The sequence below is a fragment of the Dongia sp. agr-C8 genome, assembly GCF_054658695.1.
On the sequence record NZ_BAAGHZ010000002.1, the window covers coordinates 991,226 to 1,006,681 of the forward strand.

Consider the following 15,456-nt stretch of genomic DNA (forward strand, 5'->3'; position numbering starts at 1 on the left):
TAGCAGCCGGGGCAAGCGGTTTCGGCTGCCGGGCCAAGGCCTTAACCACGAGAATCGGTCGCGGACGCGGGCGGTCGGTCAATCCACGGCGTGGTAGCAGCGGTCGGGATCGGGCCCGGCATTGTCGTCGAGGTAGAAGGCCACATAGTCCCGCTTGATGATGCTGTGGTGGATGTCCTTGAAGAAGAACATGCCGAGATGGCGTTCGCCGAGCTTGACCGTATGCGCCGGATCATAGGTCAGGGTGACGCTGCCATCGGCGCCGAAGGCGTAGCGGCCGCGCACCTCGAGCGGCATCCGGACCCAGGTCGGGTCGGCGGCGAACTCGCCCTCGACCGTGATCTCCGCGCCCTTGTTCACGTAGCCCCCGCCGGCGTCATCCTGCCGCTTGAGGTCCACGGTCACGCGCTGCTCCAACGCCTTCAGGTCGTCGGGCGTGGCGTAGCTGAAGCCGAAGAAGACATCGGTCAGCGGCAGCGTCCCCTGCCCCGCCGCCTGCGCCGCGGTCAGCTCGTTCAGGAAGCGCGCGATCTCGGGCTGGATGCCGGGCACCGACTTGCATTCGGTGGCGGCCAGCGCCGGCGCGGCGGTGATGGACAGCACGGCGGTGATGGACAGCAAGGGGGGGATGAGCGTGGGGGTGAGGGCGGGGAGGATGCGTTGGCGCAGCATGATCCGATTCGTCCGCGGTTGAGCGGCGCGAGCCTGCCAGGATTTCGCCCCGACGACAATTTCATTGCGATGACGGTGCGGTGGATGGGCCGGGGCGTCGACATCGGGCCGTTCTGTATGGGTTCCGGTATGGGTCCGGTCGGGGTTGGGGCCGGCGGTAAACCTCCGGTCCGGGTTGCGTGATTCTGTCCGGGTCCGGTCCGGGTTGCGGCCTGCTGTCCGCGCCCGGCGCCAACCCGGACGGGGCCCGCCCGCCCGGGAGGGCCGGAAACCGCGCCAAGTTCCTGTCGCTGCACGGCTTTTGCGCGCCGTCTGCGTTGCGTCCGTGCGGCAAGATGCTTGATTCTGTCCGGGTCGGGTCCGCGTTGCAGCGCGGTAGGCCGGTGCAGATGCGGCGCGGATTTTCGAATCTGTCTGCGTCGGGTCTGCGTTGCAGCGCGACAGATCCGCGGCGAATGCGGCGCGGAATCTTCGAATCTGTCTGCGTCGGGGCTGCGTTGCAGACTGTAGGCCAGGCGCAAAGTGGAGACTGCAGGCCTTCGCTTGCGCCGGGTCGCGCGGGTCTTCGATGCTCACGATGTCAAACAGCAACCACCCCCGCGCCGCGCGCTTCCGCCTTCGCTAAAGCTTCGGCGGACAGGTCCGCGGGCAGGTTGGCGGACGATTTGGAGGGCCGGCTCGGACTATACCACGATAGGCGCAGCCTGTCCGGTGCGCGCGGGCGAATTCGAAGTTTATTTCTGCGCGCTGTGGAGGGGCGGTGTCATTGCGACGCGACGCAGCGCAGTTCCTGCACCAGCGCCAGGAATTCGTCCGGCTCCTTGCCGAAGATGTCGTGTCCCGTCGGCAAGGAATGCACAATCCAGGCGGGGTCGGCCTTGAGGCGTTCATACTGGGCGGTGAAGGGCGTCTCGGCCCAGCCGGTCGCGTAGATGAACATCTTCTCCCGCACTTCCTGCCAGCGGCCGGTGAGGCGGATGCGCTGGCGGAAAGACGCGAGGGGATGCGGCACGCGCCGGGCATCGCCGGGCGAGGGCGGCGGAGCCACGCTGAAGCCATCGGCCGCCGAGCCGTCGATCGCGAGCTTGCGGAAGTAATCGCCCGCCAGATCCCACCAGGCCTCGCCGTCCTTTGGCACGAAGGCATCGACATAGACCAGCGCGGCGATCCGCTCCGGCATCCGGTCCGCCACCCCGCTCACCACCATGCCGGCGTAAGAATGCCCGCAGAGGACGACATCGTGCAGATCCTCGAAGCTGAGGAGGTTGGCGACGTCGGCGATATGCGTGTCCAGGTTGGGCCGCGCGGATGATGCGAGGTGCACGCGCTCGCCGAGGCCGGTCAGCGTGGCGGTGAAGACTTCGTGGCCGAGGGCGCGGAGCTTGCGGGCCAGCGGCGTCAGCGACCAGCCGCCGCGCCAGCCGCCGGGGATGAGGACGAAGGTGGGCATTCATACAGCTCTGTATATACGGAATGATTCGCCGCATGATTTTAGCATGGAGAATTCCGACGGGAGCGACATGAAGCTCTTCACCATCCCCCTGCGCCAAGGCTTCGGGGGACAAGCTATACTTCGCGGATACGATCGATGAAGCTCTTCACCATCGGCTTCACGCGGACGAGCGCGGCGCATTTCTTCGGGTGGCTGAAGGCGGCCGGCACAGCTATAGACCATGGGGCGGCTGATCGACGTACGGCTCAACCGGACCTCGCAGCTCGCCGGCTTCGCCAAGGAAGGCGATCTCGCCTGGTTCGCCCGCAAACTCTGCGGCATCGAGACGGAAGCGATCCCGGCCCTCGCCCCCACGCCGGAACGGCTCGGCGCCTACCGCGCCGCCGGATCAAAGGGGGGCGAGATCGACTGGCCGGACTACGCGGCGCGCTTCAAGCGCCTGATCGCGCGGCGCCGGATCGAGACGGCGCTCGACCCCGCGCAACTGGACGGCGCCTGCCTGCTCTGCAGCGAGGCGCTGCCGCACCGCTGCCACCGGCGCGTGGTGGCGGAGTATCTCACGGCGAAATGGCGCGGGGTGGAGGTGGTGGATTTGTGAGGGCGGTAGATCTAACTGTGCCGCGCGAAACGAGGGTATTCAGTAAACTGGCACCGTAATCCCCCGGCACCGTAATCTCCCGGGGTCTCGGCCCGTTTGACAGAAGAATCGTACGGTGACCGCGCAGTTGGCAGCGCCAGACCTACAAGGGCGTGACAATTAGGGGCGCTCTGCGCTAAGGCAGAACTAACAATACGAGTATCGCAGGGGTGGGAAGATCCTTATGGAAAGTCTATTCAACAAATGGGCGGGTGAGGTTGTTAGCTCCGGTCTATTTTCCGAAGCAGAACTTGAAGCCATTAGAGATCGCCTAAGTGAAAAAGACGCACGCGGCAAGACCGCGCTGTTTGTCAAATGCCTAATTCGGGAAAAAAATGTACCATTGAAACAGGAAGAGCTGATCCGCCAATTATGGATCAACCGGCTCTTGGATAAGCTAGCCTATCCAAAAAGGCGCATAGCAGTCGAATACCCCATCACGTTTGGTCGAGATACTTCCAAGCGTGCAGATGTGGTTGTCTTCGATGCTGATCGTCCTACGGTTCCGTACATTATCATTGAGGTTAAGCAATCAACTTATAAGGACGGCAAAGAGCAACTGCGTTCCTATGCCCATGCGACCGGGGCGCCGCTGGCGCTTTGGAGTAACAGCAAGCTTGCCGAGGTCTGGCATCGCAAGAATCCAAACTACTTTATGCCTATCCATGTGTTGCCCCGCGCCGATCAAACTATCGAGCAGGTTGTGGATCAGCCGTGGACGATCCAAAAACTGATAGACCTTGAGGAAGAGCGAATCAATGAGGGCAAAAGCGCCCTTTCGCTTCGGGAGTTGATTCAGGACATGGAGGATGAGGTTCTCGCAAACGCCGGCGTGGACGTTTTCGAAGAAGTCTTCAAGCTCATCTTTACCAAGTTATTTGATGAATTGACATCCTTTCGCCGCGGCACTGCGCTTCGCTTCCGCAATCAGAACACGGCCGCCCAGTTGAAATCCGCAATTCAGAACCTCTTTGATGACGCAAAGAAGAAATGGCCGGGCGTATTCTTGGATGACGAACGCATCCGTCTTTCGCCCGATCATCTGCAGGTCTGCATCGGTTCGCTTGAGGAGTGGAAGCTATTCAATTCAAATCTAGACGTCATCGATGATGCTTTTGAGTATCTCGTCTCAAAGTCATCAAAAGGTGAGAAAGGCCAGTACTTCACACCCCGGTGGGTAATCGACATGTGTGTGAAGATGATGAACCCGCAAGAGAAGGAAACAGTTGTCGATACCGCCTGTGGATCGGCAGGCTTTACCGTCCACGCCATGTTCTATGTTTGGAAACAGATCATGGCTGACCTAGGTAAAGACGAGTCGCATCTCTTCACTATGGAAGAGAAGCCTCCGCGTTGTGTCGACTATGTACGCGACAAAGTCTTTGCCATCGATTTTGATGAGAAAAGTGTAAGAGTCTCCCGCTGCCTAAACTTGATTGCCGGAGATGGTGAAACTAACGTTCTCCACCTCAACACACTAGATTGGACGAAGTGGGATGAGACTGTCCGCCAGGAGGAGTGGCAGGACACCTATGGGGAAGGCTGGCGACGCTTGCGCAGATTGCGCGGCGCACCGAAACAGCAAGATTACCGCCACTTCGGCTTCGACGTCCTTATGGCGAATCCACCCTTCGCAGGGGAGATCAAGCAGTCGGATATGCTTGCGCCATACGATTTGGCCCATAAGCGTGACGGCAAACTCGACAAGGCAGTCGATCGAGATTTGCTGTTCATCGAGCGGAACCTAGATTTCCTACGGCCTGGTGGACGCATGGCGGTTGTCTTGCCTCAAGGACGCTTTAACAACTCTTCGGACCAGCGATTGCGCGAGTTCATTATGGAACGCTGCCGGGTGTTGGCCGTAGTGGGATTGCATCCAAACACCTTCAAACCCCACACAGGGACGAAGACGAGTGTCCTTTTTGTGCAGAAATGGAATGACGATGCTACCGCTGGACCGCTCTGCCCTCGGCAAGATGACTACAACATTTTTTTTGCCGCACAGCAGATAGAAAGCGTCGACAACTCAGGCCGAAAGAATTACCGCCGCAATCCCGATGGAACTTACATGCGCGATCGGCACGGACATTTCATCGTCAAGCATGATTTGTTCAATCACGAAGGCCGAACTGAGAGTGGAGTCGCCGAGGCGTTCGAGGAGTTTGCTCGTCAGGAACAGTTAAGTTTTTTTCGAGCAGCCCCTTCAACCAAGGCCGCCTAGACAGCCTGTTGAAGGGGCTGCGCGCTCGAATCGTTAGGCTTCGCGTAGTGTTAAATAGCCAAAGGCTCGATGCAGACTATGCTGCCCATCCAATGGCAGAGTATCTGGATCGGATCGCCGAGCGGCCCGATACTCAACCGCTCTTCAGGCTGCTGGCGGATATCTCATCAGGCCATACACCTTATCAACATGACGTCTCAGAAGGGGAGATTCCGTTCGCGACGGTCGAATGCATCTCACCGCTTCGGTTTAATACTGAGAGGCTCAAACGAATAACATCCGACCAATATGAAAAAGAGTTTGCTCGGCAGAGGATCACCAAAGGCTCCGTGCTATGCACGATAAAGCGGCGGATTTGCCAAGCCTATCCCTGGGTTGATGAGCCAACATATCCGTTGGCGATCAATCAGGATGTGGCGCTACTAGAACCGGTGGAAGGTCTAAATCCAACCTATTTAGCCGCATACCTCTCGTCCGCCGTCGGCCAGTCGTTTGCTGACCGCCAGAAGACTGAGCAGATGAATCCATACATCAGCTTAGTCAATCTGCGCACGATGCCCATAGTTGTCGTATCAGGGACCCTCCAGAAGCAACTCGAAGCAGTGTTTCGGCGCTCGACAGCACTTACGCACTCCTTTGATAGCAGCATAGAAAGAGCAACCAGTTCTCTGCTTGCGCGCCTTGGGCTCGCTAATTGGATGCCGCCTGAGCCACTAAGCTACACCGCTCGAGCGAGTGATGTTTTCTCTGCTGGCAGGTTGGATGCTCAGTACTTCATGCCCGCCAAAGAGCAAGTCCGGCAGTCGCTTCTTGCATTGCCTGGCCAACTTCTTTCCGATCGCGTAGACAGCATACGGGAACAATGGTTTCCGGAGCGGGTCCCGCCGAACACAGTTGTGCGCAACTATGATCTTACGGATGCCCTCACTCCGATCTTAGATATGGAAAAGGAAACAACTGCCGCAGCAGATATCGGCAGTATGAAGAAGACCCTGAGAGATGGTGACATAGCCATCTCTCGACTTCGGGCATATCTCAAGGAGATCGCGGTCGTCCGCACAGACAGTGAGGTCCCTACGGTCGGATCTTCGGAATTTATCGTGCTTCGTCCAAGGGGTCAGACGATCTCGCCAGAAGCGCTCATCGTCTTTCTGCGATCGGCCCCTGTACAGACTATCCTAAAATGGTGCCAGGATGGTTCTCAGCATCCCCGATTCAGTGAAGCTGACCTATTGGGGATTCCGGTGCCCGATGCTGTCGCTGAAGTGTCGCCAGAGATCACCGAGATTGTTCGGGAAGGATTCTCTGCCCGCCATATCGCCCGCCAGTTGCTCAACGCCGCTATGCGCGCTGTTGAAATCGCCATAGATGATGGGGAGGCCGCGGCCTTAAGCTTTCTTACCGATGCCGAGGAAGTAGTGTAATGCCCTTGCCTCCCCATGCGCAAGAATGGATGAACCGAGCGGAGATCGACTACATCGGTCCATTCGTCAAGGCTTGGGCAGCCTTCAATGCATGGTATAGACAAGCCTCTGGGCAAGCGCAGGAACGAGCAATGCTCGATTTTGTTAAGGGGCAGCCGAACCCCGTTCGGCGCGGCATCCTTGCGTTGCTCCGCGACGACAACGCTACTGCCGAAGCTCAATCTCTAAAGCTTGCGATCTCTGACTTGCAGATCCGGCTTGATGCGATCCATTTCGAAGTAAACCGCAAAGGCGTCATCGAACAGATTTCGCTACGTAGCGTATGCATCTATCCCAGAAATTTTCAGCGGGAGCGTATTGAACGTAGTGCATATGAGTTTAAAGCTGAGAAGATCGCGGGCGGTGATATTCAAGTTACAGTCACAGCGCTGCGCCACAATACCGTGAGGTTCCAGCATACTCAGGCGCGGTACGAACCTAACGCCGTGTACGCTCTCCCAGAATTCGCTGCTAACTTATCGGAAGCTCAACAGACGACACTTCGTCAGTTCTATGATGGCTGTAACCCAAGGCCCATGCGTGATCTACTGCGAGGTGGGCCGAGCCGTCTCCAAATAGGCGCAATGGAGTTCCAATGCACCGCTGAGGAACTCCTATCTGGACTAATCGAAACCATCTACGGCATGCGCAATGCGCTCCTCCACGGCGAAGTCGATCCTGATCCTCGCGTCCTCGCTTGCTATGAGCCTGCTTATCGAATAGTCATGCGCTTTCTCGCTTGCGTTCAGTGAGGCTAGTCTAGTCTTAGCCCACTGGCTCGATCTGCGTTCGCAGCTGGCTAAGGTTTGCGCCACCTCACCCAAACTTGTTGTTCTTCGGGAACCCGTTCGGCGGCAGCCTGCCGGCCTGGGCCCTCTGGCCGATCCAGAGCTTGAGATCCGTCTCGGTTCGCGTCTTCTCGCCGAGCTTCCACGTCAACCCTTCGCGCTTCGCGTAGACGCGGGCGTCTGACAACCCGCCGTCCTTGTATTTCTGCAGGGTCACCCCTCGGCCGCGGTTCATTTCCGGGACTTCGCTCAAGGGGAACAGCAGCAGTTTGCGGTTCTCGCCGATGACGGCGACCATGTCGCCGTTTTCCGGGAGCAGGGTGGCGACGACGGCTTCGACGCCTTCCGGGACGTTCAGCACCTGTTTGCCGTTCTTGGTCTGGGCGATGAGTTCGTCCGTCGGCACGATGAAGCCGCGGCCGTCATGGCCGGCGACCAGGAGTTTCTGGCCGGGCTTGTAGATCATCATGGTGACGATGTCGTGCTCGTTGGCGAGGTCGATCCAGAGGCGGACCGGCTCGCCGAAGCCGCGGCCGCCGGGGAGCTTGTCGCAGCCGATCGTGTAGAACTTGCCGTTGGTCGCGAAGATCAGCAGCTTGTCGGTGGTCTCGGCGCGGAGCTCGAAACGGCCGCGGTCGCCTTCCTTGTATTTCGCGTCGGCGCTGACCTCGGGCTCGACATGGCCCTTCATGGCGCGGATCCAGCCCTTCTGCGAGCAGAGGATGGTGATCGGCTCGCGCTCGATCATCACCTCCAGCGGGATGATCTCCGCCGAGGGGGCGTCGCCGAAATCGGTGCGGCGGCGGCCGAGCTCGGTCTTCGGGCCGTAGAGGGCCTTCAGGTCCTTCACCTCCTCGCCGATCTTGTCCCATTGCAGCTCTTCGGACTTCAGCAGCGCCTGCAAGTCCTTCTTCTCTGCCGTGAGCTTCTTGTGCTCGCCCTTGATCTCGATCTCTTCCAGGCGGCGCAAGGCCCGGAGCCGCATGTTGAGGATCGATTCCGCCTGGAGGTCGGTGAGCTTCCACTTCTTCATCATCACCGGCTTCGGCTCGTCCTCGTGCCGGATGATGCGAATGACTTCGTCGATGTTGAGATAGGCGACGAGATAGCCTTCGAGGATCTCGAGGCGGCGGTCGATCTCGGCGAGGCGGAACTTGCTGCGGCGCTGGAGGACTTCCCGACGATGGTCGAGATAGGCCTTCAGCACCTCGTTCAAGGCCATGACGCGCGGCACCTGGTTGGCGTCAAGCACGTTCATGTTGAGGCCGAAGCGGGTCTCGAGGTCGGTGGAGCGGTAGAGCTGCTCCATCAGGTGCTCGGGCTCGACGTTGCGCGACTTCGGCGTCAGCACGATGCGGACGTCGGTGGTGCTCTCGTCGTTGATGTCCTCGAGGAAGGGCAGCTTCTTCTCGTTCAGGAGCTCGGCGATGCGCTCGATCAGCTTCGACTTCGCGACCTGGTAGGGGATCTCGGTGACGACGACCTGGTAGGCGCCGCCCTTCAGCTCCTCCTTCTCCCACTTGGCGCGGATGCGGAAGGAGCCGCGGCCGGTCTTATAGGCCTCGACGATGGTCTCGCGGCTCTCCACCACGATGCCGCCGGTCGGGAAGTCGGGGCCCTTGATGAAGTCCACCAGCTTGTCGACCCGGGCGTTGGGGAATTTCAGGAGGTGCGAAAGCGCGTCGCAGATCTCGGCGACGTTGTGCGGCGGGATGTTGGTCGCCATGCCGACCGCGATGCCCGTCGCACCATTTGCCAGCAGGTTCGGGAAAGCGGCGGGGAGGACGGCGGGCTCCTGCTCGGTGCCGTCGTAGTTCAAGCGGAAGTCGACCGTGTCCTCGTCGAGCGATTGCAGCATCAGGGCCGCGGCCTCGGTGAGGCGAGCCTCGGTGTAGCGCATGGCGGCGGGGTTATCGCCGTCGATCGAGCCGAAATTGCCCTGGCCGTCGACCATCGGGTAGCGCACGGCGAAATCCTGCGCCAGGCGCGCCATCGCGTCGTAGATCGCGCTGTCGCCATGCGGATGGTATTTGCCCATGACGTCGCCGACCACGCGGGCGGATTTCTTGTAGGCGGTGCCGGGGTTGAGCCGCATGATGCTCATGCCGTAGAGGATGCGGCGATGGACGGGCTTGAGGCCATCGCGCACGTCCGGGAGCGAGCGCGAGGTGATGGTCGAGAGCGCGTAAGAGAGATAGCGCTGGCCCAGCGCGTCGGCGAGGTTGGTCGGCTTGATCCCTTCGTTGGGATCGCGTTTCGGGGCTTCGGCGCGGGGTCTTCTGGCCATCTCTACTCACGACTCGGGGAAAGCTGACGGGATTCGGCCTATGGATAGGCCCTCGGGCTTTCACGTCAAGTCGCACGGATAGACCCGTCGACCCCTCACCCCGCCCTCTCCCGCGCCGTCGGCGTAGGCCGACATTCGTCGGCGGGGGAGAGGGGGTTTTATCCGCGCTCCGCGCGTAAGCAGTGGTAGCCGTCTCACCCAGCGGTGAGGGGTCGACGGGTGCGCGGACGCTCTGCGGCCTACATCGCTTCGTTGTGATGGGCGTAGGGGCCGGCGTTGGGTTTCAGGGTTTCCTTGCAGTATTCGGGATTCTCGAAGCCGTTGCCGGTGCAGTTGTTCATCCCGGTGCAGGCACCGACGGCCAGCAGGCCGGCGAGGGCGGCGAGGGAAAGGAGCAGCTTGCGCATGGGTTTTTATCCGTTTCTGGTTCGCGAGAGGGGCGTTTGCGGGAACGCGAGTCTGGAAACAAGGAAACGGGGGCCGGCGTTCCCTGCGATGCCGCAGTTTTTACACCGGGCGGGGCGAAAAACGCTTTTCTTCGCGCCGCAAAGCCTGAGAATGCGGGGCCGAATCGCCAGCTTTCAGAGGATTGGAATGCCGCGCCGCCTTGTGCTTTTCCTGACAGCCGCCTTGCTCTGGGCGGTGCCGGCCGCGGCGCAGAACGACGCGGCGCTGGCCTGGCAGCAGATCCGCGACGGCGCCTATGGCAAATGCATGGCCGATGCGCGCTTCGGCGCCGGCACCGCGCTGCAGGAGAATTGCAGCTGCTCGGCCGACGTGGTGATGAGCCTGATCTCCGACGATTTCAAGCAGGCGATCGCCACCGGCACGCAGGCCGGATTCAAGGGGCCGAAGCTGAAGGTCGATGCCACGGGATTCAACGCGGCGCTGCTGCAGGCCTGCCCGAAGCTCGGGGCTTATATCCAGTAGGCGCAGGAGCGCTGGATCATCCGGCGCGCAGGTTCTGGAGCATCACGGCTGCATCAACCCCCTCCCCAGCCCTCCCCCATCTTGGGGAGGGGGTTTTAGGAAGGCTGCGGCACGAGACCGCGACGATTGTCTCCACGCGCGATCGCTGCCTCCCTCTTCCCGCCCCCAAGATGGGGGCGGGTGGGGATGGGGGTTGATGCAGCCGGAGCGATGGCAAGCCGCGCGCTGACAGAAGATCCAGCGCTCAGAAGCGGTCGATGGCGAAGGGCTTCAGGTCGAGGCCCGCGTCCCTTCCCGCGACCAGGTCGGCGATGATCTTGCCGGTGACCGGGCCGAGGGTGAGGCCGAGATGGCCGTGGCCATAGGCGAACCAGGTGTTCTTGTAGCGGCGGCCCTGGCTGATCACCGGGAGCGAGTCCGGCATCGAGGGGCGAAAGCCCATCCAGTTGCTGCGGCCTTCCTCGTTCAAGTCGCCGAACATGCGGCGGCCGTGTTTCATCAGGATCTCGGCGCGGTCGTAGTTCGGCGCGGCCTCGAGGCCGCCCAGTTCCACCGTGCCGGCGAAGCGCAGGCCGACTTCGAGCGGCGTCACCGCGAAGGAATGGTCGCCGGAATAGAGCGGCATGCGCGGCATCTTCTGCGCATTGGGCAGGGTCACGTGATAGCCGCGCTCGGTATCCAGGGGCACCTTGTGGCCGAGCATGGCAGTGAGCGCCTTCGACCAGGCCCCGGCGGCGACGACGACGCCGTCGCAGGCGATGCTGCCGGTCTCGGTCTTCACCGCGCTCGGGCCTTTCGGGCCGAGGTCGAAGCCGGTGACGCGTTGCTTCACGATGCTGCCGCCGTTCTCGGCGAAGACGCGGGCGGCCTCGCGCACCAGGCGGAAATTGTCGAGGACGTAGGAATTCTCCGGGTAGTAGACCGCGTGGCGGAAGATCGGCTGCAGCGAAGGCTCGAACTGGCGGATCTCCTCCTGCTTCATCACCTGGAAGGGGACGCCGCGGCGCTTCTGCAAGTCGAGGTCCCATTGGTAGGATTCGAATTTCTTGTCGCTCTCGAAGACGCCGAGCCAGCCGGTCTCCTTCAGGATCGCGGTCTCGTTGATGGCGCGGGCGAGATCGCGGTGCACCGCGGTGGCGCGGAGCAGGATCGCGCGCAATGCGATCGAGATCTCCTCGACGCGCTCGGGCTTGGAGGCGGCGACGAAGCGCAGCAGCCAGGGCGCGATCTTCGGCAAGTACGACCAGCGGATCGCCAGCGGCCCGAGCGGGTCCTTGAGATATTTCGGCACGTCCCACATCACGCCGGGGGTCGCGACCGGCGCGCAGGAATCGATCGCCAGCACCGCGGCGTTGCCCTTCGAGGTGCCCTCGCCCGGGTTGCGCTCGTCGATCAAGGTCACGCGCCGGCCGTCGCGCTGCAGGTGAAGCGCCGCGGAGACACCGACGATGCCGGCGCCGATCACGGCGATATGCTGGTTGGACATGGAACCCCTCAGGACTTGGATGCGGCCAGCCGGTCGATGAAGCGCGACCGCGCCTCCCAGCGCTTGTCGGTGATCGGGCCGTGCAGGACGTGGCGGTCGAGAAAATAGCCGGTCAGGCGCAATCCCGCCAGCAGGTCGCTGCGCCCCCACTGCGTGACGCCCATGGGTTCGGCGCGCTCCAGAAGGAACTTCGGCAGCGGCAGCAGCCGGTCGGCATAGCCCTGGCCGCCGGCGCGGCTGACCGCGCGGCCGGTCTTCGGGCTGACGAAGGTCAAGTCGTCGGCGTCGCCGGTCACCGCGCATTTCGAGAGATCGAGGCCGAAGCCGAGTGCCGTCAGCAGCGCCAGTTCCCAGCGCACGTAATCGGCCGGCCAGTGGGGGTCGTCGCCGGTGATGGCGGAGATCAGGGTCGCGGTCGCCTGGTAGACGTCCTCATGCGGCTCGCGCTCGGGCAGCACCACGTCGGCGACGGCGCAAGCCGCGGCCAGGGCGGCGAGCTTCAAGGGATCGTCGAGCAGCACCGCAGAGACGGCGTCGACCGGCTCGGCGGTGAAATTGCCGAGCTGCTCTTCGAGGCGCGCGCGCCAGGTGACTTTCAGCCGATTGCCGATCTCCAGCATCGGCCGCTGCCGCCGCGAGGTGCCGCCCTTGACCAGCCCGAGATGCCGGCCGTGCTCGCGCGTCAAGACCGAGAGCACGGCATTGGCCTCGCCATGGCGGCGGGCGCTGAGCACGATCGCGTCGTCGGTGAAATCCATCAGGTCGTCAGTTCACCGTCGCCTTCGGCTGCTGCTGCAGGCGGTGCACCAGCACGGCGCCGGCCTTCACCAGCGGGCCGCCGACGGGGTCGCGGGCGATCGCGGCGAAGGGGCCTTCGCCGAAGCAGAGGCCGATCGGGGTCAGCAGATTGAGGCGCACGTTGCCCTGCTCCGGCGGCGGCAGGCGCTTCTCGTTCCAGGGGCCGATCTTCGGCAGGATGTCGGCGGCGGCCTTCAGCACCGCGTCGATCTCCTCCTCGAGCTTCGGGTCCTCCGCCGGCCAAGTGGTGACCGCGCCGGCATGGTCGAGATAGAGCGCGCTGCCGTCGGCATAGACCGCGAGGATGTCGTGGCCGGTCTCGCCGTGATCGGCATGCGCCTCGATGATCACACCCAGGATCTCGCGCTCGCCGGATCGGCCCTCGGGGCAGTTCAGCTCGCGCAAGCCGCTCCAGGCCTGGAGATAGTGGCGGCTGTCGAGGTCGGGCAGCCGGGTGATCTCGACCAGCGCGCGGCAGGCCTGGGCGATCTGCCCGGCGGCGCGCGCCTCGGCGGCGCGGGCGAAGCCGGCCCAGGGCTCGCCCTCCAGCTTGTTGCCGTGCTGCGCCCAGTCGGTGAGCGGCAGGTCGCCGAACAAAGTGTCGTAGAAAGCGGGGGTTTGCACAGCCTTAAGACTCCTCCTCGTCCATGGCAGCGAAGATAGCCGGTCTGCCGCGCCGTGGAAGATGGGATTTAGCCCCGGGTCTTCAAGCCAGGATATCGACCGCGGTGACGCGGCCTTCGCCCTCCGCCCCGTTGTAAGAACCCGCGGCGAATTTGGGCGGCGTGGTCTCGATCTTGGTATGGCCGTCGGCATAGGTGATGGTCGTGGTGGTCGAGCCGTCGGGGTTGGTCACGGTGACGCGGCTGATGATGATGGTCGAGGCCGTGGGATCGGTCCGCTCGGCCGCGCTGCCGGGCTTCGCGGTCTGTGCCGCGGGAGCCGTTGCGTTGAGCGCCGCGCCGGCGCCGATGGCCTGGATGGTCATGGGCTCACCTCCTGCCAGTGAGCGTCCCCCGGCCTTGAGGATAGGCCCGGCTAGGCCTCCCAGTCCAGGCCCAGGGCGCGGAAGCGCTCGGGGTCGTCGGCCCAGTTCTCGCGGACCTTGACGAAGAGGAAGAGGTGGACCTTGCGCTCCATCATCTCCTCCATCTCGCGCTGCGCCGCCTCGCGGACCTCCTTGATCCGCGCGCCGCCTTTGCCGACCACGATCGCCTTCTGGCTGTCGCGGGCGACGAAGATGGTCTGCTGGATCTTGGCGCTGCCGTCGTTGAACTCCTCCCAGGAATCGGTCTCGACGGTCAGCGCATAGGGCAGCTCCTGCTGCAACTGGCGGAACAGCTGCTCGCGGGTGATCTCGGCGGCGAGGCTGCGCATCGGCGCGTCGGTCACCTGGTCGTCCGGATAGTGATGCGGGCCTTGCGGCATGCGCTGGGCGAGCGTGGTCATGAGGTCGTCGACGCCGTCGCCGGTCTCGGCGGAGATCATGAAGGTGTCGGTGAAGACGCCTTCGGCGTTCAATTCGGCGGTGAGGCTCAGCAGCTTCTCGCGCTTCACGATGTCGATCTTGTTGAGCGCGAGGATGACCTTGCGGTTCTGCTGCTTAAGCCCGGCGATGATGTTGCGGGTCTCGTCGTCGAGACCCTTGCGGGCGGCGTCGACGATCAGCACGACCTGGTCGGCATCGGCGGCGCCGCCCCAGGCGGCGGCCACCATGGCGCGATCCAGCCGCCGGCGCGGCGCGAAGATGCCGGGCGTGTCGATCAGCACGATCTGCGTGGCACCCTGGGTGACGATGCCGAGCACGCGGCTGCGCGTGGTCTGCACCTTGGGGCTGACGATCGAGACCTTCTGGCCGACCGCGCGGTTGACCAAGGTCGACTTGCCGGCATTGGGCGCGCCCAGGATGGCGACGAAGCCGCAACGACTGCCCGGGGGACTGCCCGGGGGACTGACCGGGGGTGAGGCGGGCTCGGTCATGCGCCCACCCGATCCAGCAGGCGCTTGGCCGCCGCCTGTTCCGCCGCACGTTTGGAACGGCCCCGGGCCGAGGCCGGCTCCTGGCCGGCGACGGTGACCTCGACCTCGAAGACCGGATCATGCGGCGGGCCTTCGCTCTTCACCACGGTGTAGAGCGGCAGCGCGAGGCCCGCGGCCTGAGCCCATTCCTGCAGCGCGGTCTTCGCGTCCTGCGGTGGCTTCGCTTCGGCATCCATCTTCGGGCGCCAGTGGCGCTCGACGAAGCCGCGCGCGGCTTCGAGCCCGCCGTCGAGATAGATGGCGCCGATCAGCGCCTCGCAGGCATCGGCGAGGATGGCGGGATTGGCGCGACCCCCGCCCTCCTCCTCGCCGCGGGAGATGGTGAGATAGCGGCCGAGCGCGATCTCGCGCGCCACCGCGTCGAGACTGTCCTGCTTGACCAGCGCGGCGAGGCGGCGCGCCAGCGCGCCCTCGTCCTCGTCGGGGAAAGCGCGGAACAGCATCTCGGCGATGACGATGCCGAGCACGCGGTCGCCCAAAAATTCCAGGCGCTGGTTGTCGGCGCTCCGTTCATGCTTCTTGCGCAGCTTGCCGCGGCCGGTCGAGACCGCGCTCGGATGCATCAGGGCGATGCGCAGCAGCTCCGGGTCCTTGAAGCCGTAGTCCAGCGCCGCCATCAGGTCGCGGAGATCCGTTGCGGTCTCGCGCCTGGCTGTCGTTCCTCCCCCCGTCATCCCACCG

At 63.1% G+C, this 15,456-nt stretch carries 15 protein-coding genes; 5 read left to right on the forward strand and 10 right to left on the reverse strand.

The window, feature by feature from the left end; translation table 11 throughout:
* Positions 1–78: 78 nt before the first annotated feature.
* Together ACYQ4T_RS12255 and ACYQ4T_RS12260 are read right to left on the reverse strand one after the other, a co-directional pair.
* Positions 79–672, reverse strand: coding sequence for a hypothetical protein (locus ACYQ4T_RS12255; protein WP_459854299.1), 594 nt, complete (start codon positions 670–672; stop codon positions 79–81).
* Positions 673–1,435: 763 nt separating this feature from the next.
* Entirely contained in the window at positions 1,436–2,122 is a 687-nt protein-coding gene (locus ACYQ4T_RS12260; RefSeq protein ID WP_459854301.1) for an alpha/beta fold hydrolase, read from the reverse strand.
* 223 nt (positions 2,123–2,345) lie between these two features.
* Here ACYQ4T_RS12260 and ACYQ4T_RS12265 point away from each other — a divergent pair, with 223 nt between their 5' ends.
* From ACYQ4T_RS12265 to ACYQ4T_RS12280, 4 genes are all read left to right on the forward strand, one after another.
* Complete coding sequence (locus ACYQ4T_RS12265) at positions 2,346–2,723, forward strand: DUF488 domain-containing protein (RefSeq protein ID WP_459854303.1); 378 nt, start codon at positions 2,346–2,348, stop codon at positions 2,721–2,723.
* Between the two features lie 223 nt (positions 2,724–2,946).
* Entirely contained in the window at positions 2,947–4,983 is a 2,037-nt protein-coding gene (locus ACYQ4T_RS12270; protein WP_459854306.1) for an N-6 DNA methylase, read from the forward strand.
* Positions 4,984–5,075: 92 nt separating this feature from the next.
* Positions 5,076–6,407, forward strand: a complete 1,332-nt coding sequence (locus ACYQ4T_RS12275; RefSeq protein WP_459854309.1) for a restriction endonuclease subunit S domain-containing protein — start codon at positions 5,076–5,078, stop codon at positions 6,405–6,407.
* Positions 6,407–7,198 carry a hypothetical protein gene (locus tag ACYQ4T_RS12280; RefSeq protein WP_459854312.1) on the forward strand — a complete coding sequence of 264 codons (792 nt, stop codon included), beginning with the start codon at positions 6,407–6,409 and terminating at the stop codon, positions 7,196–7,198. The genes ACYQ4T_RS12275 and ACYQ4T_RS12280 overlap by 1 nt, the downstream gene beginning before the upstream one ends.
* 64 nt (positions 7,199–7,262) lie before the next feature.
* On the opposite strand, the gene parC is transcribed toward ACYQ4T_RS12280, so the two are convergent.
* Together parC and ACYQ4T_RS12290 are read right to left on the reverse strand one after the other, a co-directional pair.
* Entirely contained in the window at positions 7,263–9,521 is a 2,259-nt protein-coding gene (gene parC, locus ACYQ4T_RS12285) for a DNA topoisomerase IV subunit A (RefSeq protein WP_459854314.1), read from the reverse strand.
* A gap of 239 nt (positions 9,522–9,760) precedes the next feature.
* Complete coding sequence (locus ACYQ4T_RS12290) at positions 9,761–9,928, reverse strand: hypothetical protein (protein WP_459854316.1); 168 nt, start codon at positions 9,926–9,928, stop codon at positions 9,761–9,763.
* A 187-nt stretch (positions 9,929–10,115) separates the two neighbouring features.
* Here ACYQ4T_RS12290 and ACYQ4T_RS12295 point away from each other — a divergent pair, with 187 nt between their 5' ends.
* Positions 10,116–10,451 (forward strand): hypothetical protein, encoded by a 336-nt coding sequence (locus tag ACYQ4T_RS12295; protein WP_459854317.1) that lies wholly within the window; start codon positions 10,116–10,118, stop codon positions 10,449–10,451.
* 244 nt (positions 10,452–10,695) lie between these two features.
* On the opposite strand, the gene ACYQ4T_RS12300 is transcribed toward ACYQ4T_RS12295, so the two are convergent.
* The 6 genes from ACYQ4T_RS12300 to rnc all read right to left on the reverse strand — a co-directional run bounded on the left by ACYQ4T_RS12300 (position 10,696) and on the right by rnc (position 15,449).
* Positions 10,696–11,937, reverse strand: a complete 1,242-nt coding sequence (locus ACYQ4T_RS12300) for an NAD(P)/FAD-dependent oxidoreductase (protein ID WP_459854319.1) — start codon at positions 11,935–11,937, stop codon at positions 10,696–10,698.
* An 8-nt stretch (positions 11,938–11,945) separates the two neighbouring features.
* Positions 11,946–12,698 carry a DNA repair protein RecO gene (gene recO / locus ACYQ4T_RS12305; RefSeq protein WP_459855182.1) on the reverse strand — a complete coding sequence of 251 codons (753 nt, stop codon included), beginning with the start codon at positions 12,696–12,698 and terminating at the stop codon, positions 11,946–11,948.
* A gap of 4 nt (positions 12,699–12,702) precedes the next feature.
* Positions 12,703–13,359, reverse strand: a complete 657-nt coding sequence (locus ACYQ4T_RS12310) for a hypothetical protein (RefSeq protein WP_459854321.1) — start codon at positions 13,357–13,359, stop codon at positions 12,703–12,705.
* Between the two features lie 82 nt (positions 13,360–13,441).
* Positions 13,442–13,723: a hypothetical protein gene (locus ACYQ4T_RS12315; RefSeq protein WP_459854324.1), complete on the reverse strand. Its 282-nt coding sequence runs from the start codon at positions 13,721–13,723 to the stop codon at positions 13,442–13,444.
* A 50-nt stretch (positions 13,724–13,773) separates the two neighbouring features.
* Positions 13,774–14,715, reverse strand: a complete 942-nt coding sequence (era, locus tag ACYQ4T_RS12320) for a GTPase Era (RefSeq protein ID WP_459854326.1) — start codon at positions 14,713–14,715, stop codon at positions 13,774–13,776.
* The gene (gene rnc / locus ACYQ4T_RS12325) at positions 14,712–15,449 is read right to left on the reverse strand and encodes a ribonuclease III (RefSeq protein WP_459854329.1); all 738 of its coding nucleotides are present in this window, start codon (positions 15,447–15,449) and stop codon (positions 14,712–14,714) included. Before rnc ends, era begins: the two co-directional genes overlap by 4 nt.
* Positions 15,450–15,456 lie beyond the last annotated feature (7 nt).